The sequence below is a fragment of the Acinetobacter sp. CIP 64.2 genome (assembly GCF_000369645.1).
Taxonomy (GTDB): domain Bacteria; phylum Pseudomonadota; class Gammaproteobacteria; order Pseudomonadales; family Moraxellaceae; genus Acinetobacter.
Window position 1 is genome coordinate 735859 of record NZ_KB850121.1, and the last position, 17101, is coordinate 752959.

8 protein-coding genes are annotated in these 17101 nt (G+C 44.2%); 1 reads left to right on the forward strand and 7 read right to left on the reverse strand.

Features of this window, described 5'->3' with window-relative positions; all coding sequences use genetic code 11:
* Positions 1-21: 21 nt before the first annotated feature.
* The 4 genes from F895_RS12870 to rpsO form a co-directional block, all read right to left on the reverse strand.
* On the reverse strand, positions 22-1245 hold the full coding sequence (locus tag F895_RS12870; RefSeq protein ID WP_005240025.1) for a magnesium transporter CorA family protein: 1224 nt from the start codon (positions 1243-1245) through the stop codon (positions 22-24).
* A 140-nt stretch (positions 1246-1385) separates the two neighbouring features.
* Positions 1386-2708: a dicarboxylate/amino acid:cation symporter gene (locus F895_RS12865; RefSeq protein ID WP_005240027.1), complete on the reverse strand. Its 1323-nt coding sequence runs from the start codon at positions 2706-2708 to the stop codon at positions 1386-1388.
* 282 nt (positions 2709-2990) lie between these two features.
* Positions 2991-5078, reverse strand: coding sequence for a polyribonucleotide nucleotidyltransferase (gene pnp / locus F895_RS12860; RefSeq protein ID WP_171057831.1), 2088 nt, complete (start codon positions 5076-5078; stop codon positions 2991-2993).
* Positions 5079-5334: 256 nt separating this feature from the next.
* Positions 5335-5604: a 30S ribosomal protein S15 gene (gene rpsO, locus F895_RS12855; RefSeq protein WP_004656162.1), complete on the reverse strand. Its 270-nt coding sequence runs from the start codon at positions 5602-5604 to the stop codon at positions 5335-5337.
* A 240-nt stretch (positions 5605-5844) separates the two neighbouring features.
* Between rpsO and F895_RS12850 the strand changes: the two genes are divergently transcribed.
* The gene (locus F895_RS12850) at positions 5845-7143 is read left to right on the forward strand and encodes an EstA family serine hydrolase (RefSeq protein WP_005240030.1); all 1299 of its coding nucleotides are present in this window, start codon (positions 5845-5847) and stop codon (positions 7141-7143) included.
* Positions 7144-7843: 700 nt separating this feature from the next.
* Here F895_RS12850 and recD read toward each other — a convergent pair.
* From recD to F895_RS12835, 3 genes are all read right to left on the reverse strand, one after another.
* Positions 7844-9595 (reverse strand): exodeoxyribonuclease V subunit alpha, encoded by a 1752-nt coding sequence (gene recD / locus F895_RS12845; RefSeq protein WP_010589779.1) that lies wholly within the window; start codon positions 9593-9595, stop codon positions 7844-7846.
* 99 nt (positions 9596-9694) lie between these two features.
* Positions 9695-13408: a UvrD-helicase domain-containing protein gene (locus tag F895_RS12840; RefSeq protein ID WP_005240032.1), complete on the reverse strand. Its 3714-nt coding sequence runs from the start codon at positions 13406-13408 to the stop codon at positions 9695-9697.
* A 3-nt stretch (positions 13409-13411) separates the two neighbouring features.
* Entirely contained in the window at positions 13412-17035 is a 3624-nt protein-coding gene (locus F895_RS12835) for an exodeoxyribonuclease V subunit gamma (RefSeq protein WP_005240033.1), read from the reverse strand.
* Between the last annotated feature and the right edge of the window lie 66 nt (positions 17036-17101).

The following is a 17101-nucleotide window of genomic DNA, read 5'->3' on the forward strand; positions in this document are numbered from 1 at the left end:
ATACAAATGACCAAGTTCGAACTATTTCAGCTTGGTCATTTTCTCGACTTCTTTCAGCGTTTGCTTAATCGGTTCATAATCAAGGAACCACAACAAATTAAAATTACGCTGCCGATGTTGCTGAGCCAGCAAATCAATCACACTGCGCTCACCACGTCCCACCAAATGCTGCTGATAAAAATAGTACAGTAATAACACGGTACTCATCAGCATCACACCCAGCATAATCCAGAAGCCCACAGGGGATTTCAATCCGGGAATAAACTCAAAGTTCATTCCATAGACCCCAGTCAGCAACGTTAAAGGCGCAAATACAGCCGTGATAATGGCCAAGATACGCATGTTTTCATTGGTTTGGTTGGCAATCGCAGAAAAGTGTAAATCGATGGCCGACTGAATCGCGCTCCTTAACCGCAAGGTATGCTTCTGTACCCGCTCAACATGGCTCATCAGGTCATTCAAACGCACCAACAGAATATCTTGTGCCTTGTGCTTATGCTCACCCACCACATGATGATAATTATCGACCAGTTCATCTCTAAACTCCTGCAAGGTCTCAATCTGTTCTTCGCATAAGTTTTCGATTTGTTGAAAGGCCATATCTTCATGGAACAATTGATGCCATTGTTTAAAACGGCGATTACCCTGTAATAACTGCTGCTGCCAATATTCAACACGACGTGTCAAAGGCGTACGCAAATTCAGATAACCATCAATCATGCTATTCAGTAGGCGCAGACATAAATCAGCAGATGTGCCCGCTAATTTACGCGGTTTATTTTGTTCAATGATCGGACGACCCATAATGGTCTGGATACGTTGAATATAACTTTCTACCGCTTTATTGCCCTGCTCACGGACACTCACCAGTATGTTGGGTGTCAAAATAAAACTCATCGGTGTCGTGGCCAATCCAAACACACTTTCATGGCTTTCTGAAGCATTCTCATTTGCCAAAATCTGGTCATCTGGGCTAATCAGTTTGCGGAACACCAACAGGTCATATTCCTCCACTGTATCAAATGCACAAGGGTGTTCAATATTGAGTAAGTCCCGCAAATGAAATTCATTCAGTACCAGTCCTGTATGCTCATAAATATTTTTCTGCCAAGCCTCGGTATGATTCACAAGATCTTGTCTAAGACTATCCACCCATAAAAATTCAAGCGTATGTTCTGTTTGTTGTTCCGCACTGATAAAAATCGTATTTTCACTGTTATGACGATAAAAATAATAAAGTTGCATAGGACAATAGAAATTAGAATGGCAAGAGAAATGCTGCCACGAAGCCAGATAAAAAGCTACGGCTATTACAGGACTGAAACGACATCCAATAAAAAAGCCTCACATGCAAGGCATAGAGGCTTTTTCTCATCTCAGCAAGATTACATTTCTGTTTTCTCAACCACACCATATTTAAGGGCTTGATCAAGTTGCTCTTTATCCAAGGCATTATCCCATTTTGCCACCACGATTGTGGCACAAGCATTCCCCACCAAATTGGTTAATGCACGGCATTCTGACATGAAACGGTCAATACCAAGGATCAATGCCATACCTGCGACTGGAATTGCAGGAACAACCGAAAGGGTTGCTGCCAAGGTAATAAAGCCTGCGCCAGTAATCCCCGCCGCGCCCTTAGAACTCAGCATCGCAACCAATAAAATCGTGATCTGCTGTGTCAGTGTCAATTCAATATTACAGGCCTGAGCAATAAACAAAGCTGCCAAGGTCATATAAATATTCGTCCCATCGAGGTTAAATGAATAACCTGTTGGAATCACCAGACCCACCACTGACTTTTCACAGCCAGCCTTTTCCATTTTCGCCATCAATGACGGTAATGCTGCTTCTGATGAACTTGTCCCAAGCACCAACCAGAGTTCGTCCTTAATATAACGAATCAGGTCAATAATCGAGAAGCCGTTATAACGCGCAACAGCACCCAAAATCACAATAACAAACAGTAAAGCGGTAATATAGAAGGTCGCAATCAATAACATCAAATTACCAATTGAACTGATCCCATAAGCACCAATGGTAAAAGCCATCGCACCGAATGCACCGATCGGCGCAAACTTCATCAGCATTCCAACCAAGGTAAATACTGGCGTGGTGAGCTGCTGTAGGAAATCAGTGACTGGACGACCTAAATCACCTGATTTTGCCAAAGCCAAACCAAATAACACAGCCACAAAAAGCACTTGAAGAATCTGACCTGATACAAATGGACTGACCAACGTATCTGGAATGATATTCATCAAGAAGCCGGTAATGGTTGACTCATGAGCTTTGGCGGCATATTCGTCTACTTTGGTGCTGTGCAAGGTACTTGGATCAATATTTAATCCATGCCCAGGCTCAATCACATTCCCGACAATCAGACCGACAATCAAAGCCAAGGTCGAGAAAGTCAGGAAGTAAATCATTGCCTTCCCGGTGACTCGTCCAACGCTGCCAATATTTTTCATCCCCGCAATCCCGGTCACAACCGTCAGGAAAATCACAGGGGCAATGATCATTTTCACCATTTTAATGAAGGCTTCGCCAAGCGGCTTTAAGCTTTCACCGAATTCAGGAAAAAAATGACCCAACAAGATCCCCGCGACAATGGCGAAGATCACTTGGACATAGAGAATTTGATAAAACTTTGGTTTCTTTGGAGGTTGTTGGTCATCTTGACCTGTGGCGACATGATCGACAAGCATGTGCAATATTCCTTCATATTGGGAGAAAAAATAGACTTCCGACTGTCTATCTAAAACCACATAAACGCAGGCAGGCACGGAAATTTGGGGAATTCTACGTTAATTGCAGCACAGACAATTGGCAGCTTAGACTAATGTCTAATATAAAAGACATTTATGTTCATAATTTCTACAATTTATAAACCAAATACTTAAAAATTATATTTCGAGTAATCATTGGGTTAATAAAAAAAGCGCATTGTTTACACAATGCGCTTTTTTAAAGCTAAAAGCTTACTCGCCTTAAGCTTGCTCGATATCTTTCATTGTCAACTTGATACGACCACGGTTATCAACATCGGCAACTTGTACTTTAACATCCTGACCTTCTTTCAATACGTCAGTCACATTGGCAATACGCTCATTTGAGATTTGCGAAATGTGAAGTAAACCATCAGTACCCGGCAAGATATTCACGAACGCACCAAATTCAACGATACGAATCACTTTACCCACATAGATGGTACCTGGTTCAACTTCTGCAGTGAGTGCCTGGATTTTTGCAATCGCAGCTTTCGCAGCAGCTTTAGTTTCACCAAACACACGTACTGTACCATTGTCTTCGATATCAATCGCAGCTTTGGTTTCTTCAGTAATCGCACGGATAGTTGCACCACCCTTACCAATCACGTCACGGATTTTGTCAGGGTTGATGTTGATCACTTCAAAGGTTGGTGCATGTGCATTGATTTCTGAACGCGCACGTGAAATGACTTTGTTCATTTCATTCAGGATGTGCATACGACCAGCAAATGCTTGGTTTAATGCAACTTCCATAATCTCTTCAGTAATTCCTTCGATCTTGATGTCCATTTGAAGTGCAGTAATACCGTTGGCAGAACCCGCGACTTTAAAGTCCATATCACCAAGATGATCTTCATCACCCAAGATGTCAGAAAGCACTGCGAAACGCTCGCCTTCTTTTACCAAGCCCATTGCGATACCCGCAACTGGTGCTTTCAATGGCACACCTGCATCCATCAGTGATAGTGAAGCACCACATACAGACGCCATAGACGATGAACCGTTAGATTCAGTAATATCAGATACGATACGAATCACATACGGGAAGCGGTCAGCAGCTGGAAGAACCGCCTGAACACCACGACGTGCCAAACGACCGTGACCAATTTCACGACGTTTAGGGCCAGATTCACGGCCTGTTTCACCCACAGAGTATGCAGGGAAGTTATAGTGCAACATGAAGTTGTCAGTTTTGGTACCCGCAAGCGTATCCACCATCAACGCATCACGGGTATTACCCAAAGTCGTTGTTACTAAGGCCTGAGTTTCACCACGGGTGAATAGCGCAGAACCGTGTGCACGGTCTAATACACCCACTTGTACGTCGATACCACGAACAGTTTTGGTATCACGGCCATCAATACGCGGCTTACCTGACAAGATGTTGTCACGTACAGTACGGTATTTCAGGTCTTCAAATAATTCGTTCACTTCATCCGCAATACCGGTTTCGTCATTTTCAGGAACGAACTGCGCTACTGCTTCTACATACAAAGCATCAAGTGCTGCATAACGGTCTTGTTTCACCGCAATGGTATATGCTTCAGAGATTTTCGCTTCGAAAGCCGTTTTTAATTGCTCAAGCAATGCTTCGTTTTTGCTTGGTGCAACCCAAGTCGATTCAACCGCGCCCGCAGCCGCAGCAAATTCTTTGATCGCTTGAATTGCAATTTGCATTTCGTCATGACCGAAAAGCACAGCACCGAGCATTTGGTCTTCTGAAAGCTCTTTCGCTTCAGATTCAACCATCAATACAGCTGATTCAGTCCCTGCAACCACAAGGTCAAGATCAGATTGTGCAAGTTGTTCAAAGTTCGGGTTAAGAACGTATTCGCCGTTGATCAAACCAACACGCGCGCCGCCGATTGGACCACGGAATGGCGTACCTGCAATTGACAATGCAGCAGATGTACCCAACATTGCAGCAATATCGGCATCCATGGTTTTGTCAGAAGAAACAACCGTTGCGGTTACCTGGATTTCGTTGAAATAGCCTTCTGGGAACAATGGACGAATTGGACGGTCAATCAAGCGTGAAATCAACGTTTCAGCTTCAGAGGCACGACCTTCACGCTTACCGTAACCCCCTGGGATACGACCAGCAGCATATTGTTTTTCTTGATAGTTTACAGTTAACGGGAAGAAATCCTGACCCGCTTTTGCTTTAGGCTGAGCCACAACAGCAACGAGAACAGTCACGCCACCCATGGTAACTAAAACTGTATTTGCTTGGCGTGCAACACGACCCGTTTCTAAAACAACTTGGTGTTGACCAAATTGAAATTCTTTACGAACGATATTAAACATTGACATGTATTATATTTTCCTAGTTTTATTCTAGTGAGACCCCTAAGGTTTGGCATTCAGACTACCACTACTGTGTAGATAAATGACAAAGCTTAGAAGCCATCGCACTAGATCAAAATTTTTAAATAAATTTAAACACAAAGAAGGAGCGAACAAGCGCCCCTTCTAAAGTCATCTAAGATAAATTAGATGAAACTCTCTTTTCAGCAATAAAGCATAACAACATGCGAAATAGCGAAAACAAAGTAAAATCGAATTAACGACGTAAACCTAATGCGCCGATCAAAGCAACATAACGACCGTGATCTTTACCGTTTAAGTAGTCAAGTAATTTACGACGTTGGTTAACCATACGGATCAAACCACGACGGCTGTGATGGTCATGTTTGTGTTCTTTAAAGTGACCTTGCAAATCATTGATTTGTGCAGTCAATAAAGCAACTTGTACTTCAGGTGAACCAGTGTCGTTTTCAGCACGAGCAAATTTAGCGATGATCTCTGCGCGATCAGTGTTAGTTAAAGCCATTCGATTTCTCCGAGATGCTTACAAAAATAAATGATATTGATCAGTTGGGAACCAACCGACTGCCGTGCATCACTACAGCAAGGCGGTTATTTTAAGTGATCTATCGCTATATTGCAAAATTGTTTTCGATGCGCGGGCAATTCGGCAGCTGACAGCGTTACACAAAATAGGCACACTAGCCTGATTCTGTTTTCAATTTATGACAGAGAAGAAAGAAAACGAAAATATTGCGAGGGAATCGTGAAAATTTTATCAACCAATACCTGTTATGTACCGCATGATCTGAGTCAAGTGATTCGCAGCAAAGATGAAGTCTCGGCTGAATTCGGGGGAATGACTGAAAAGCAGATTGAAAAAATATGGAACAGTGTTGAAAGCCTATATAAAACAGGAAACTACCCACTCATTACCTTATGTTTACGTCGTCAGGGACAAATTCTTCTCAATCGTAGCATTGGGTATGCACAAGGCAATTCAGCTGAGGGTCTAGCAACGGATGCCAAGATTGGCACCCCCGATACACCCGTCTGTCTGTTTTCAGCTTCCAAGATGGTCACAGCGATGTTGATCCATATGCTGGATGAACGAGGTGCTTTGAACCTGCTTGATCCGATTAGCTATTACATTCCTGAATATGGGGTCAATGGTAAACGTCGGGCCACCATTTTTCATTTGCTCTCCCATCGTGGCGGTATTCCGCGTATCGACACTGAAGTCACGCCTGAGCTTTTATTTAATCAAGCAGAGATATTAAAACTACTCTATGCTGCAAAGCCTGTGTCTCCATCAGGCACCCATCTTGCTTATCATGCCGTCACGGCGGGTTATATTCTGGGTGAGATTGTGCAACGGGTGACAGGCCAAAGTGTGCGTGAGTTTTTAGCTGAGCACGTTGAGAAGCCAATGGGATTAGACTATTTCAACTATGGTTTAAAACCTGAATATCGCGCTGATGTTGCGCTGAACTATGCCACAGGAATTCATCCAAGCTTGGGGACAGACCATTATCTCAATCATGTGCTGGGTGGTGGCCTACAACTCGCAGTCGATGTCACCAATGATCGTCGCTTTATGGACACCATTTGCCCTGCTGGAAATATTTATACCAGTGCCGAACAGGTTGGGCGTTTCTTTGAAATGCTGCTTAGTGGCGGTGCCTATAAAGACCAGCAGATTATGAGCGCCCAAACCGTTTTTAGATCCACCCTACCGACCTCGGGTGTCAGTCTGGATCGAACCTTATTGGCACCGATGCGTTATGCATTAGGTCCAATGCTGGGCAGTAATCCAGTCGGTTTATTTGGCCCAATGACTGGGCAAGCCTTTGGCCATATCGGCTTTTCCAATATTCTCTGTTGGGCTGATCCAGAACGCGATATCAGTGTATCTTTATTAACTACTGGAAAATCCGTTGTTGGCACCCACCTCCCTGCTTTAGCCAGAACGCTGTATCAAATTTCAGCCAACTGCCCGAAGATTGCCAAAAATCAACGCCGCTCGTTGTTTGCCACAGACCGTACCGAAGCAGATTTAGTTTAATTTCCGTCATTCAGCAGACATAAAAAAGCCCAAGTAAACTTGGGCTTTTGCGCTTAGGGTTTATTGTTATCGTTTTGTCATTTTTATTTTTTATTCTCTTTTTTCTTCATCATTCAAACCCTCTGAATGTAAATTACCCATCCTTTTCTTTATTCTTTTTACTTCATGTTCGCTTTCTCTATACCGACTATTCTGTCAGAATCAATTGTGGAGAAAAATAGCATTTTTCTTATCTCTGTGTAAGAAAAAACGTACAAGTCTGTATAACATTTAACTTAATAATAACAAAAAATTGTCAGACAAGCCGATTTATATTTCTTGCTTTTATTTGACAGCTTGAACTAAGCCAGGTCATGCATATTTTTAAAGGTGTAAATTTTCAGCTATGAGCAAGCAGGGTGGATTAAATATATGGATTACACTGATTTCTATAGTGAATTTTGATGTAAAAATAAAAAAGCCCTGTAGTCTCTCCCAAAACTACAAGGCTTAGCGGCTGTAAGTTTCCTCTCTTATCACTTACTTCACTGTAAGTTCGCTGTCATACGACGTTATTGTTATATTTTTGCGATTTACCTAGCTTTCCATGCTAGGCTCTTTGTGTGTACATAATCTCAAAAACCGTGTGCCTGCTCTAGCGACAATATCTCGAATCTTTGTAAGCTTTTACTTACAAAAGAGTGAATTCTGAAGCTTAAGTTCACAATCTGCTCAAATTGATCTTTTGCACTAAACCACTTCGGCGCACTGTCCGAATGGTCAGTGCCTGATGTAATGCCCCCCGATCCGCCAAAATACTCACAACTTTCTTGGCTCGGGTTACTGCAGTGTAAATTAACTCCTGACTCAATAATTTTTCTGCATGTGCATCCAATACGATTGCAGTATGGGTAAATTCAGAACCTTGTGATTTATGGATGGTTAACACAAAAGCAGTTTGCATGCTTCGTGGTAGCCGGTGAGCGGCGATCCACTTGTTCAAGCTCGGGAAAAACACTTCGAATTGCTGTGGCTGAGTGCGATGTTTAAAACAGATCCCAATATCCCCATTGGAAATCCCCAGTTGATAGTCGTTATAGGTCATCATCACGGGGCGGCCAACATACCAATCCCCGACTGCGATTTGCTTCAACTGCTGATTTAGCCACTGCTCAGCAAAACGATTAAGTTGTTCCAGACCCAATTGACCATGTCGCACTGCCGTCAAGATTCGATAATCATCGAAAGCATGTATAACTGGTTGAATCTGATCTTCAGGCTCATCGGCCTGTAGATAATGTTTTAAGGCAGCCACATAGCCTTGGAAACCATACATCAGTTTTTGCTGATAGGGTTCCATCTCGATCTGCTGCGACTCGGCTAAATATTCCAGCTGAATCAGATCTGGCATCTCTGGATTTAAGTGAATTGCGCCTAAAGGTGCGGCGTTGACAATCTCATGTTCTAGTTTCGAAAGCACTGAATCAGGTTCAGTTGCATCCTGTTGTGCCTGAATAAAACGTGCCAATTGACCAATTTTGGCATCACCTGCAAAACGACGGCTGGTCTGCAACTGTACTCTGTTTTCAGTCAAAGCGGGGACTTGCTGTAAATCAGCTAAAACCGATCCGACATCAACTGAAGCCAATTGATTGGCATCCCCCAACAAAATGATCCGGCATCCTTCAGGAATCGCTTCAAATAATGCCGTCGCCAGACTGAGATCCAGCATTGAGGCTTCATCAACGACAACGACATCATAGGGTAAAGGTTGCTTTTGATTAAAGCGCGGAATCTGCCGATTGCCCATCCCCAACAGTCGATGCAAGGTCTGAGTATTTTGATGACGCAACTCGTCCGTGATCAGACCTGATTGCAACAGTTTTGGATCATTGAATGAGTTTTGTAAGGCTTCTTGCATCCGTTGTGCCGCTTTCCCTGTGGGTGCAGCCATGGCAATACGAATATCTGGAATAATCTGGTTCAACGCCGCAATAATACGGGCCAAGGTATAGGTTTTCCCTGTCCCCGGCCCCCCAGTAATCAGGCTGAACCATTGCTGTAATACCATTTTAAGCGCAGCTTGCTGATGTGGATCACTGAGTAAATCCTGAAAATCTGATGTATTGATCTGTTGAATCGTTTGTCGCTTTAATCGACAAATCTGCTGTGCGAGGCGTTGCTCTAGATGCCAATATCGGTATAATGCCAAGCCCTGCTGATCATAGACACATGGGGCGACTTGCGTCGTTGCGATTTCGCTAGAAACGGCTAAATCACCCAAGGCTTCCAGCTGTGTCGGATCAAGCGCAATACAACTATCCCCTTGCAAACTGGCTTCAATCAGTTGCTGTAATATTTGTGCAGCGCTAACTGTTTGAGCAGACTGAGAAAATGGGGCTTGTGTGAGGTAGTTGCTCCACATATTCAACCAGGTTATTTGCTCTGGTTGTTGACCATTTAGCTTGTCCACAGAGTTATCCTCAAACTTACCCACACGCTTGTCCACAAGGTTATAAACACACTTATCCACATGATAAGCTTTTGTTTAATTTAAAATCACACACTTTATCTACACCATTTTCCCAGCTTTATCTTCAGAGAAATATCCCAGAATTGCATCCAAACGCAGGATAAATTCGTCCGCAGGTTTCCAATACAGGCAGCCTTGCTGTGGCTGTCCATTCATGCCTCTTAAATACAGATAGGAAGCGCCACCCAAATGTTGCTGCATATCATAATCCTGTAGCTTCACCCCAAGATAGCGATGCAAGGCCACCAAATATAAGGCCGCTTGCAGCCAATAACTGGATAGTGACATGCTCTCGGCAATCTGTGCTTGCTGATAATCACTTTGTGCTGTGCCCAAATAATTACTTTTATAATCGGCAATATGGTAACGCTGACCATCAAAGTAGACCAAATCAATTGAGCCATTCAAGTAGCGAGCCGATTTAGCTTCGAGTAATTCAGGCATCTCGATGCCATATTCCTCAAACAACTGCTGCACACGCTGCATTGCCAACACCCGATCAGATAAGGCCAAATAGAAAGGACATTCAGATAGATATTGGCCGCTGGTTAATTGCTTGAGTTGAAAGCCTTGATCCAGTGGTGTGATCAATACCTCAGCCAACCATTCAGCAATCCATTGATAGAGTTGCTGTTCTGCATTTTGTTGTTCAGGAAACTGCTGTTGATATTGCTCAAGCAACTCCAACCATAGACTTTGATAGGTGTTTTTAAAACGGCGACGGATTTCCTCAACCCATGTCTCAGCGCGTTGAAAATCAATCTGTTCAAAGATTTCATGCAGAAAATTTCCTGCCAAGGTTCCTTTAGGAAAATGCTGTTTAATCCAAGCAATCGGTTGCGCTGCGGATGCCGTTTCAACCGCAAGCAGATTTAACTCATCCTCTGCTTGTTCAAAATCAGAATTGATATTGGCCAGCCGATCGACACGATTGGCCTTGTGTTTTAAATGTTGTGCCAGATAACTAAAGCTGGTCTTGGCGCGTGCATAGAAACGTTGTTCAGGTAACTCCAGCGCTCGTAACTGCAGCTGCTGTGGATGCTGTTGCAGATGTTGCGCTTGAGGGCGTTCTAGTACAGGCAACTCATCTGCACTATAGGCATGATGGAAGCTTTCCCCCTGATTCTTCCAGAAGGCGAGGCCTGAAAGTTTATTCTTTTCCCCTTTCTCTGGTTCAAAGACCGCATAGACGCGATGACTGGCGCGGGTCAGCGCTACATACCATAAGCGGTTTTGCTCTGCTAAAGCACGCTGTTGATGTTGATCAATCTCGATTGGTTGCAAAAAGTTTTTATCTGCCACTGCAACAACACGCTGCATCCTGCTCTGTCCCGTCTCAGGATTTTGTACTTCTGTGGTGGAAAAGTTTAACGTCTTCTGCATTTCAGAAAAGGCTTTATTCGCTCCTAACAAAAATACGATTTTATATTCCAGCCCCTTGGACTGGTGGATGGTCATCAACTGCACCCCCGCTTCACTGGACAGCTTATGTTCAAGCTCCCACTCTCGATCACTCGGTGCATGTAGTTGTTTTAAATACCAGTGATACAAGTTTTGGATGCCCTGTACATGCTCGCTGTGCTGACTCAAAAGATCAGTCAGATGGCGTAAATTTACGACGGCCCGCTCATTGTCTTTACTTTGGGTTGCCACCAATTGCTGCCAGATCCCAAATTGATTCAGACAACGCTGCCATGCGGTCAAGAAACCTTGACTAAGCCACATTTCACGAATGTCATCAAATTGTTGAATGTAATGACTCAGACCTTCAGGACTCTGTTCCAGTGCCAGTAAACGGCTGAGATCATAGCCGAATAAACGACTGAGTAAAGCACGTTTGAGTTTGGCTTCATCATAAGGATGAAGGATCGCCGTGAATAAGGCTGCTACATCCTGCGCAATTGCTGAATCGAAAACACTACGTTTTGATGGACGATTAACCCGAATCCCCAAGCGCTCCAGCATATATTGCACTTCATCCAACTGGCGATGGCTACGGGAAAGTACCGCAATATCATCTTCACAAATGGCTTGGCGACGCTCACCGTCCAAATACAATTGCTGCAAAGCAGCCTGATTCAACAAGGTCTGAATTTTCCAAGCCACCTGAGTGGCTTGCTCATTACCGTCTTGCAGCTGTAACCAACGTAAAGGGGCAGGATTGAGCTGATCATTTTCAATCAAGGCAGGATGTGGACGTGAGCCTGCCTGAATCGGGTCATATCTGACCTGCTCGCCAAAATCGACTTGTCGCTGAAACAGAATATCGATGACTTCAACCAGTTCTTTTACCGAACGATGGTTATGGATCAATTTATACTCACGCCCCTGTTTCGCCATAATATCTTGATGGGCATTCAGGAAGGTCAGCATATCGCCGCCACGGAAACCATAAATCGCCTGTTTCCGATCTCCAACCATAATCATGCAACCTTTTTGATAGCGTTGCGGATGTCGCCAAATACTGGCCAACATATCATCTTGATCTTGGTTGGTATCCTGAAATTCATCGACCAAAATTAAGGGATAGCGCGCTTGTACAAATACTGCAAAACGTTGTCCCTGCTCACCTTTCAGTGCCTCAGACAACGTTTTTATTTGTTGGGCGAATGTGGTTTCGCCTTTTTGCTGCAACACTTGCGGCAGTCTTTTTTTAACCTCAGTACATAGATAAGCTTTGAGATAAACCTGCAGTTGCTCAAATTGCTGCTGGGTGTTTTGAAGCTCCTGAAACAGTGCGCTCAGTTGCAGCAGCATCGGATGTTGATAAAAGCCTTCACTAACTTCAACAGGGCATTTTTTAAAAATCTTTTGCTGCTCGAATTTATCTAAAAATTTAAAAACAGCTTCACGTGCATCGGCAAAATAGGCATCAAATACCTGACTGTTCTCTTGTTCTGCTAAAGCGTTCAAGAGCAAAGGAATCGATTCACAGAACAAGCGATTAAAGGCATTGTTACGAAAAGAAGTCCCATTAATAAAGGTGTAATAAGCCCCATCCAACTGAAAATAGTCTGCGAATTGCTCCAGTTCAATCTGTTGCGCTTGCTGCTGCCATTGTTGAGACTGAGCCAGCTCAATTTCAGGCATGGCCGGCAATTTAAACTGAGCCGAACTAAAGTTCAGCGAGCTTTCCACCATCGAGACAAAATGATCGACACTTTTCAGCCCCCCCACCAGATACAATGTATCAATCACGGCTTGCGGCTGTGACTGGATCCATTCACGTAACACATCATGAATCAGTTGGCGGGTATAGCTTTTGGCATCATCCGTGATTTGCGCCGCTTCAATTTTGCCGCTTTCGAAAGCAAATTCCCTTAATAGTTTCTGGCTAAAACTGTCTAGAGTCCCAACAAATAACTCATCTAACTGATCAATCACCAGTTTTAAACGTTCACAGGCATACGCAATACGAGGCGCAAAGCTGTGTAAAATCTGTTGTTTGAGTGGATCGGCTTCTTGCTCCGCCAGCGTATGAATATCTGTTTCCAAGACGCTGCGTAATGGTTCCAGAAACTGCTGAACCTCAACCAGACGTAAACGAATACGGCTTTTTAACTCGGCCGCAGCAGCACGGGTAAAGGTGGTTGCTATCACCTGATTGGGTAAATACTTTTCTAGAAAAATCCGTACCATCAAACTGGACAAGGTATAGGTTTTTCCTGTCCCTGCTGAGGCTTCAATCAGATGTAAACCTTCAAATTGAATATCACGAATCGGCTGATAAGACACTGGATGTGATGCGTTCATGTCTTACTCCACCCGTAAAAATTCAAAAATAGGTTGATACAGTGCATACGCATAATGATCGCAGGCATAGTGTAATAATGCTGCGGCATCTTGCTCTTGCAAAATAAACTGCCAATCCCGATGCAACTTACACGCTTCATTCTGGGTCATATCAAAGCCTGAAAAATCCCCCGTGTCATTCCAGTCCTTCAAGATTTGTATTTGACTCTCTTCAACCAGTATTTGCTTGGAATCCAGTTCCACCCATTCATGCTGTTTCGCTTTTTCCAGAGGCTTTAATAACAAAGCTGCTGGTAAGACCACTGGTTGCTGTTGGGCATCTTGCCAAAGCTGCAACCATGCCCGTAAATAAGTCTGTGCCTGCGCAGAACTTAGCCCTTCACAAATCACGGTATGATCACTAAACACCACAATACGGCGTTTTTCAGTTGCTGTCTCACTGTTCAATACAGCCAGCCACAATAAATATTCCAGCCAGACTTTGGCGAGACGCTTGGCGCGCGCGCTGGATGCATCCAGACTGACCCAGTCCTGAGCCAATTGTTTAGGCGTCACGCAAGCAATCTGTAACTGTTTCGACACGCGCCAAACCCGTTGCGTAGTTGCTGTCGGTGCAGCGGCGTATTGCTGTAAGCGCTCCATTAATCGTTGCTGTTCGAGACGGCTCTGTTGCCATGCACTATGTTGCACCTTGCCCACAGGCAACTGATCTTGCAAGACGCTTGGTGATATCTGTTCATCTTGTTGTTGTAAAAAGTGGCGAATGGCGTATTTACCTAATCCATCGAGTAATAAAGGCTCACTTTGATCCACCAACTCCGTGGCACTCAGATTTTCCACACCCAGTGTTTTTAAATACAACCGTGCAGGGAATGTCACATCCTGAATCCATTGCTGACTTTCCAGAATGGTCATTTCATCCTGCTCAATAGGATAAGCCCGATCCACCCATGCCTGTCGCTCCCCTTTGGGCTGCTGAATCTGCGATGCCACATGGAACCAGTGATTTTGGTAACGAATCGACTTGGATTCCGCCACGAAACCGAGTGGATCAAATGGCTGCAACGGATGCAGGTGATAAAGTGGGTACAGCTGTGCTGGCGCGATCTTCTGCATTTCTACATGATCCGCATATTGTATTTCTGCTGAAGTCCCCACAATAAGTGCCAAATGATCACGGAAATTTTGCAGCACGCTCGATGGTTCTCTCACCTCACCATCATTGATATCAAAACCATTATAGAACAGCCAGAGTTGTTCTTGCGCCAGCAGCACGGCATCTAGAAATGCACCTTGATCATCTTCCAGACGGGAACGATCCCCTAATTGTTGACGTAATACATCCATCAAATCAAAGGGAATATGACTGTCGCGATTTGGAAATTTACCTGTATCCAGATTCAACAAGACAATTAAACGATAAGGCAACGGCCGAATCTGACCAATCTGGCTAAAGGTAATTTGCCCAGTCGGTTCAACCTGTGCAGACTGGCTTTCCAAGGTGCGTTGAATTTCTTCAATAATATAGGGTAAAGGCAACGAAATCTGACGTAATTGGGTTTCTTCATCTTCGTAATAACTGGCCAAGGTTAGCATCCGTTCTTGTTTCTGGATGATTTCCCGAACCGTTTTTAATGCCACAATCTCGGCTTGTTCAAACTCTTGAACATCGGCCTTAATCCGCTTTAACCATGCTTCTACCGGCAAGCGCTGTCCTTGTTCATGGGCCCGCAGCCAGTGTCGCCGAGCCGATAAATCCTGATAGATTTGAATCAAGATGCCAATCAGCTCAAAATCACTTGGTTGTACCAAGGCATAACTTAAGGTCTGCTGTACCATCACATGTGCAGGTACGGCGACTCCCAAAGCCAAGCGATCCAAGGCGAACTTAAAGCTATAACGATAGTCCTGATCGTCAGCACTCAAGCCTTGTTTGAGATGTTGCTCGTCCAGACCACGCTTAAAGCCAGCCTCATTCAGTAAGCTCAGAATCCGCTGTGCCTGACTATAGTCCAGTCCGTAACGCTGTTGCGTTGCGGAAAGATTGAGCCAGTCGGCAAAGTCATCCTGAGTAAAGCGAGCTTGTGTCAATTGCATCCGTCCCAAAACGGAACGCCAGGCATTTAACGCATCTAACTGTGCCACGCCTGCAATTTTCACAGGCAAAAACACCTCATGATCATTGGCAACGGCAGGAAAAACGCTGCGAATCAGCGGTTCCAGTTCCGCCAGATTCGGCGTCAGAATCAAAATATCACTGGGGCGGCGTGGTGTGGTGTCTGATTGGGAAAGCCAGTGTAGCAATTGTTCTTTTAACACTTCCAACTGGCGCAAACTGGAATGACAGACATGAATCTGGATCGAGGCATCGTCTGCAGCCAAGGCATATTCTGCCGCAACTGGTTCCACAAGATAGAAAATATCCGACTGGATTTTGCCCAGTAAGGTCTCAGGAAAGTAGTCCTCAAAAGCATCGACCCATTTTCCTTCTTCGCCCGTTGCAAGCTGTGACAACAATGAGAAGTTATCACGTGCCTGTTTACCCAAACGGGTCAATAAAGGATGTCGAGATTCACGATTTAAAGCATTAAAGCCTAAACTAAAACTGTCAAAGAATGCGGCAATTTCTGCATCTGTTGCCTTGGGATTTTTAGCAATAAAACGCTCTTTTACCCCTAAGTCATATCGTTGCTTCCACAAGGGATCGACACTGTCGGCCCAGTATTCTTGTGAAGGGTTATAGTGCAAAATCACCACATCGAGATACTGCCCCAAGCGCCGTAAAAACTGTAACTGGCTCGGTGGCAAATCCAACAAGGTGAAGACAATCACTTGATTGGGAAGTTGTGCCAATGCCTGTGATCGGGTCTGGTCGTTGTCTAACAGATGCCAGAAATCTGCATCAATCCCTTGTATTTCAACAAAATCATCATGGAAATAGTTTTGCCATAACCAGCGCTGCCAGGCTTCCAGCTGTTCAGTTTGTTGCAACGTAAATGCCGAGGTTTGCTGGTCGGTCTGAGAGATTAAATTTTCGATATCGAGTGCTTTGTTTTGTCCCCATGCCGATAACCAGTTGCCTGCACACTGACATTGGCCTTGGCATGCCTTTTGACAGTGCCCCCGATAAACCATGTAATGATTAAACAATTGTGAAACCTGCTCGGCGACCCAGTACAGCATACTTTGCTTTTTAAGCTGTTTTTCTGTGCCTTGCTGTAATTGATCGGCACTGGCATAAATCCGCTGCACAATTGAATACAACGGATGATCGACTGGCAGGTTGATCTGATCTGCTCGAATAAAAGGCTGTAAGGCTTGATGGATACGCCATTTCAAAATCAAGCGCGGAATATTGGCTTTACGGACTTGTTCTTTATTTTCGAGGACTTGCTGATAGGCATACCATTGAAAGCCACGGATACGCTGGTGAAACTGATAATTCGCGGTCATGCCCTGCTGTTCAGCAATTTTCTGGGTCAGCCATTGTTCTTGTGCTGGACTCGGCACAATAAAATGCTGGGTTCTAAACACCTGAAAGGGTGAGTTACTGGGCTGGGTAATTGATGCCATCACACCTTGAACAAGCACATCAAGGCGTTGACTTTGAATAACATGAATACCCATGTATTAATATAACCTCATCAAAAAGCGATCATTTTTTGGTACAAAAACGTTCATAATAGTCACTAT

Coding starts and splice junctions, on each gene's coding strand:
- F895_RS12870 (WP_005240025.1), bottom strand. CDS start 1,245: ATGCAACTTTATTATTTTTATCGTCATAACAGTGAAAATACGATTTTT.
- F895_RS12865 (WP_005240027.1), bottom strand. CDS start 2,708: ATGCTTGTCGATCATGTCGCCACAGGTCAAGATGACCAACAACCTCCA.
- pnp (WP_171057831.1), bottom strand. CDS start 5,078: ATGTTTAATATCGTTCGTAAAGAATTTCAATTTGGTCAACACCAAGTT.
- rpsO (WP_004656162.1), bottom strand. CDS start 5,604: ATGGCTTTAACTAACACTGATCGCGCAGAGATCATCGCTAAATTTGCT.
- F895_RS12840 (WP_005240032.1), bottom strand. CDS start 13,408: ATGAACGCATCACATCCAGTGTCTTATCAGCCGATTCGTGATATTCAA.
- F895_RS12835 (WP_005240033.1), bottom strand. CDS start 17,035: ATGGGTATTCATGTTATTCAAAGTCAACGCCTTGATGTGCTTGTTCAA.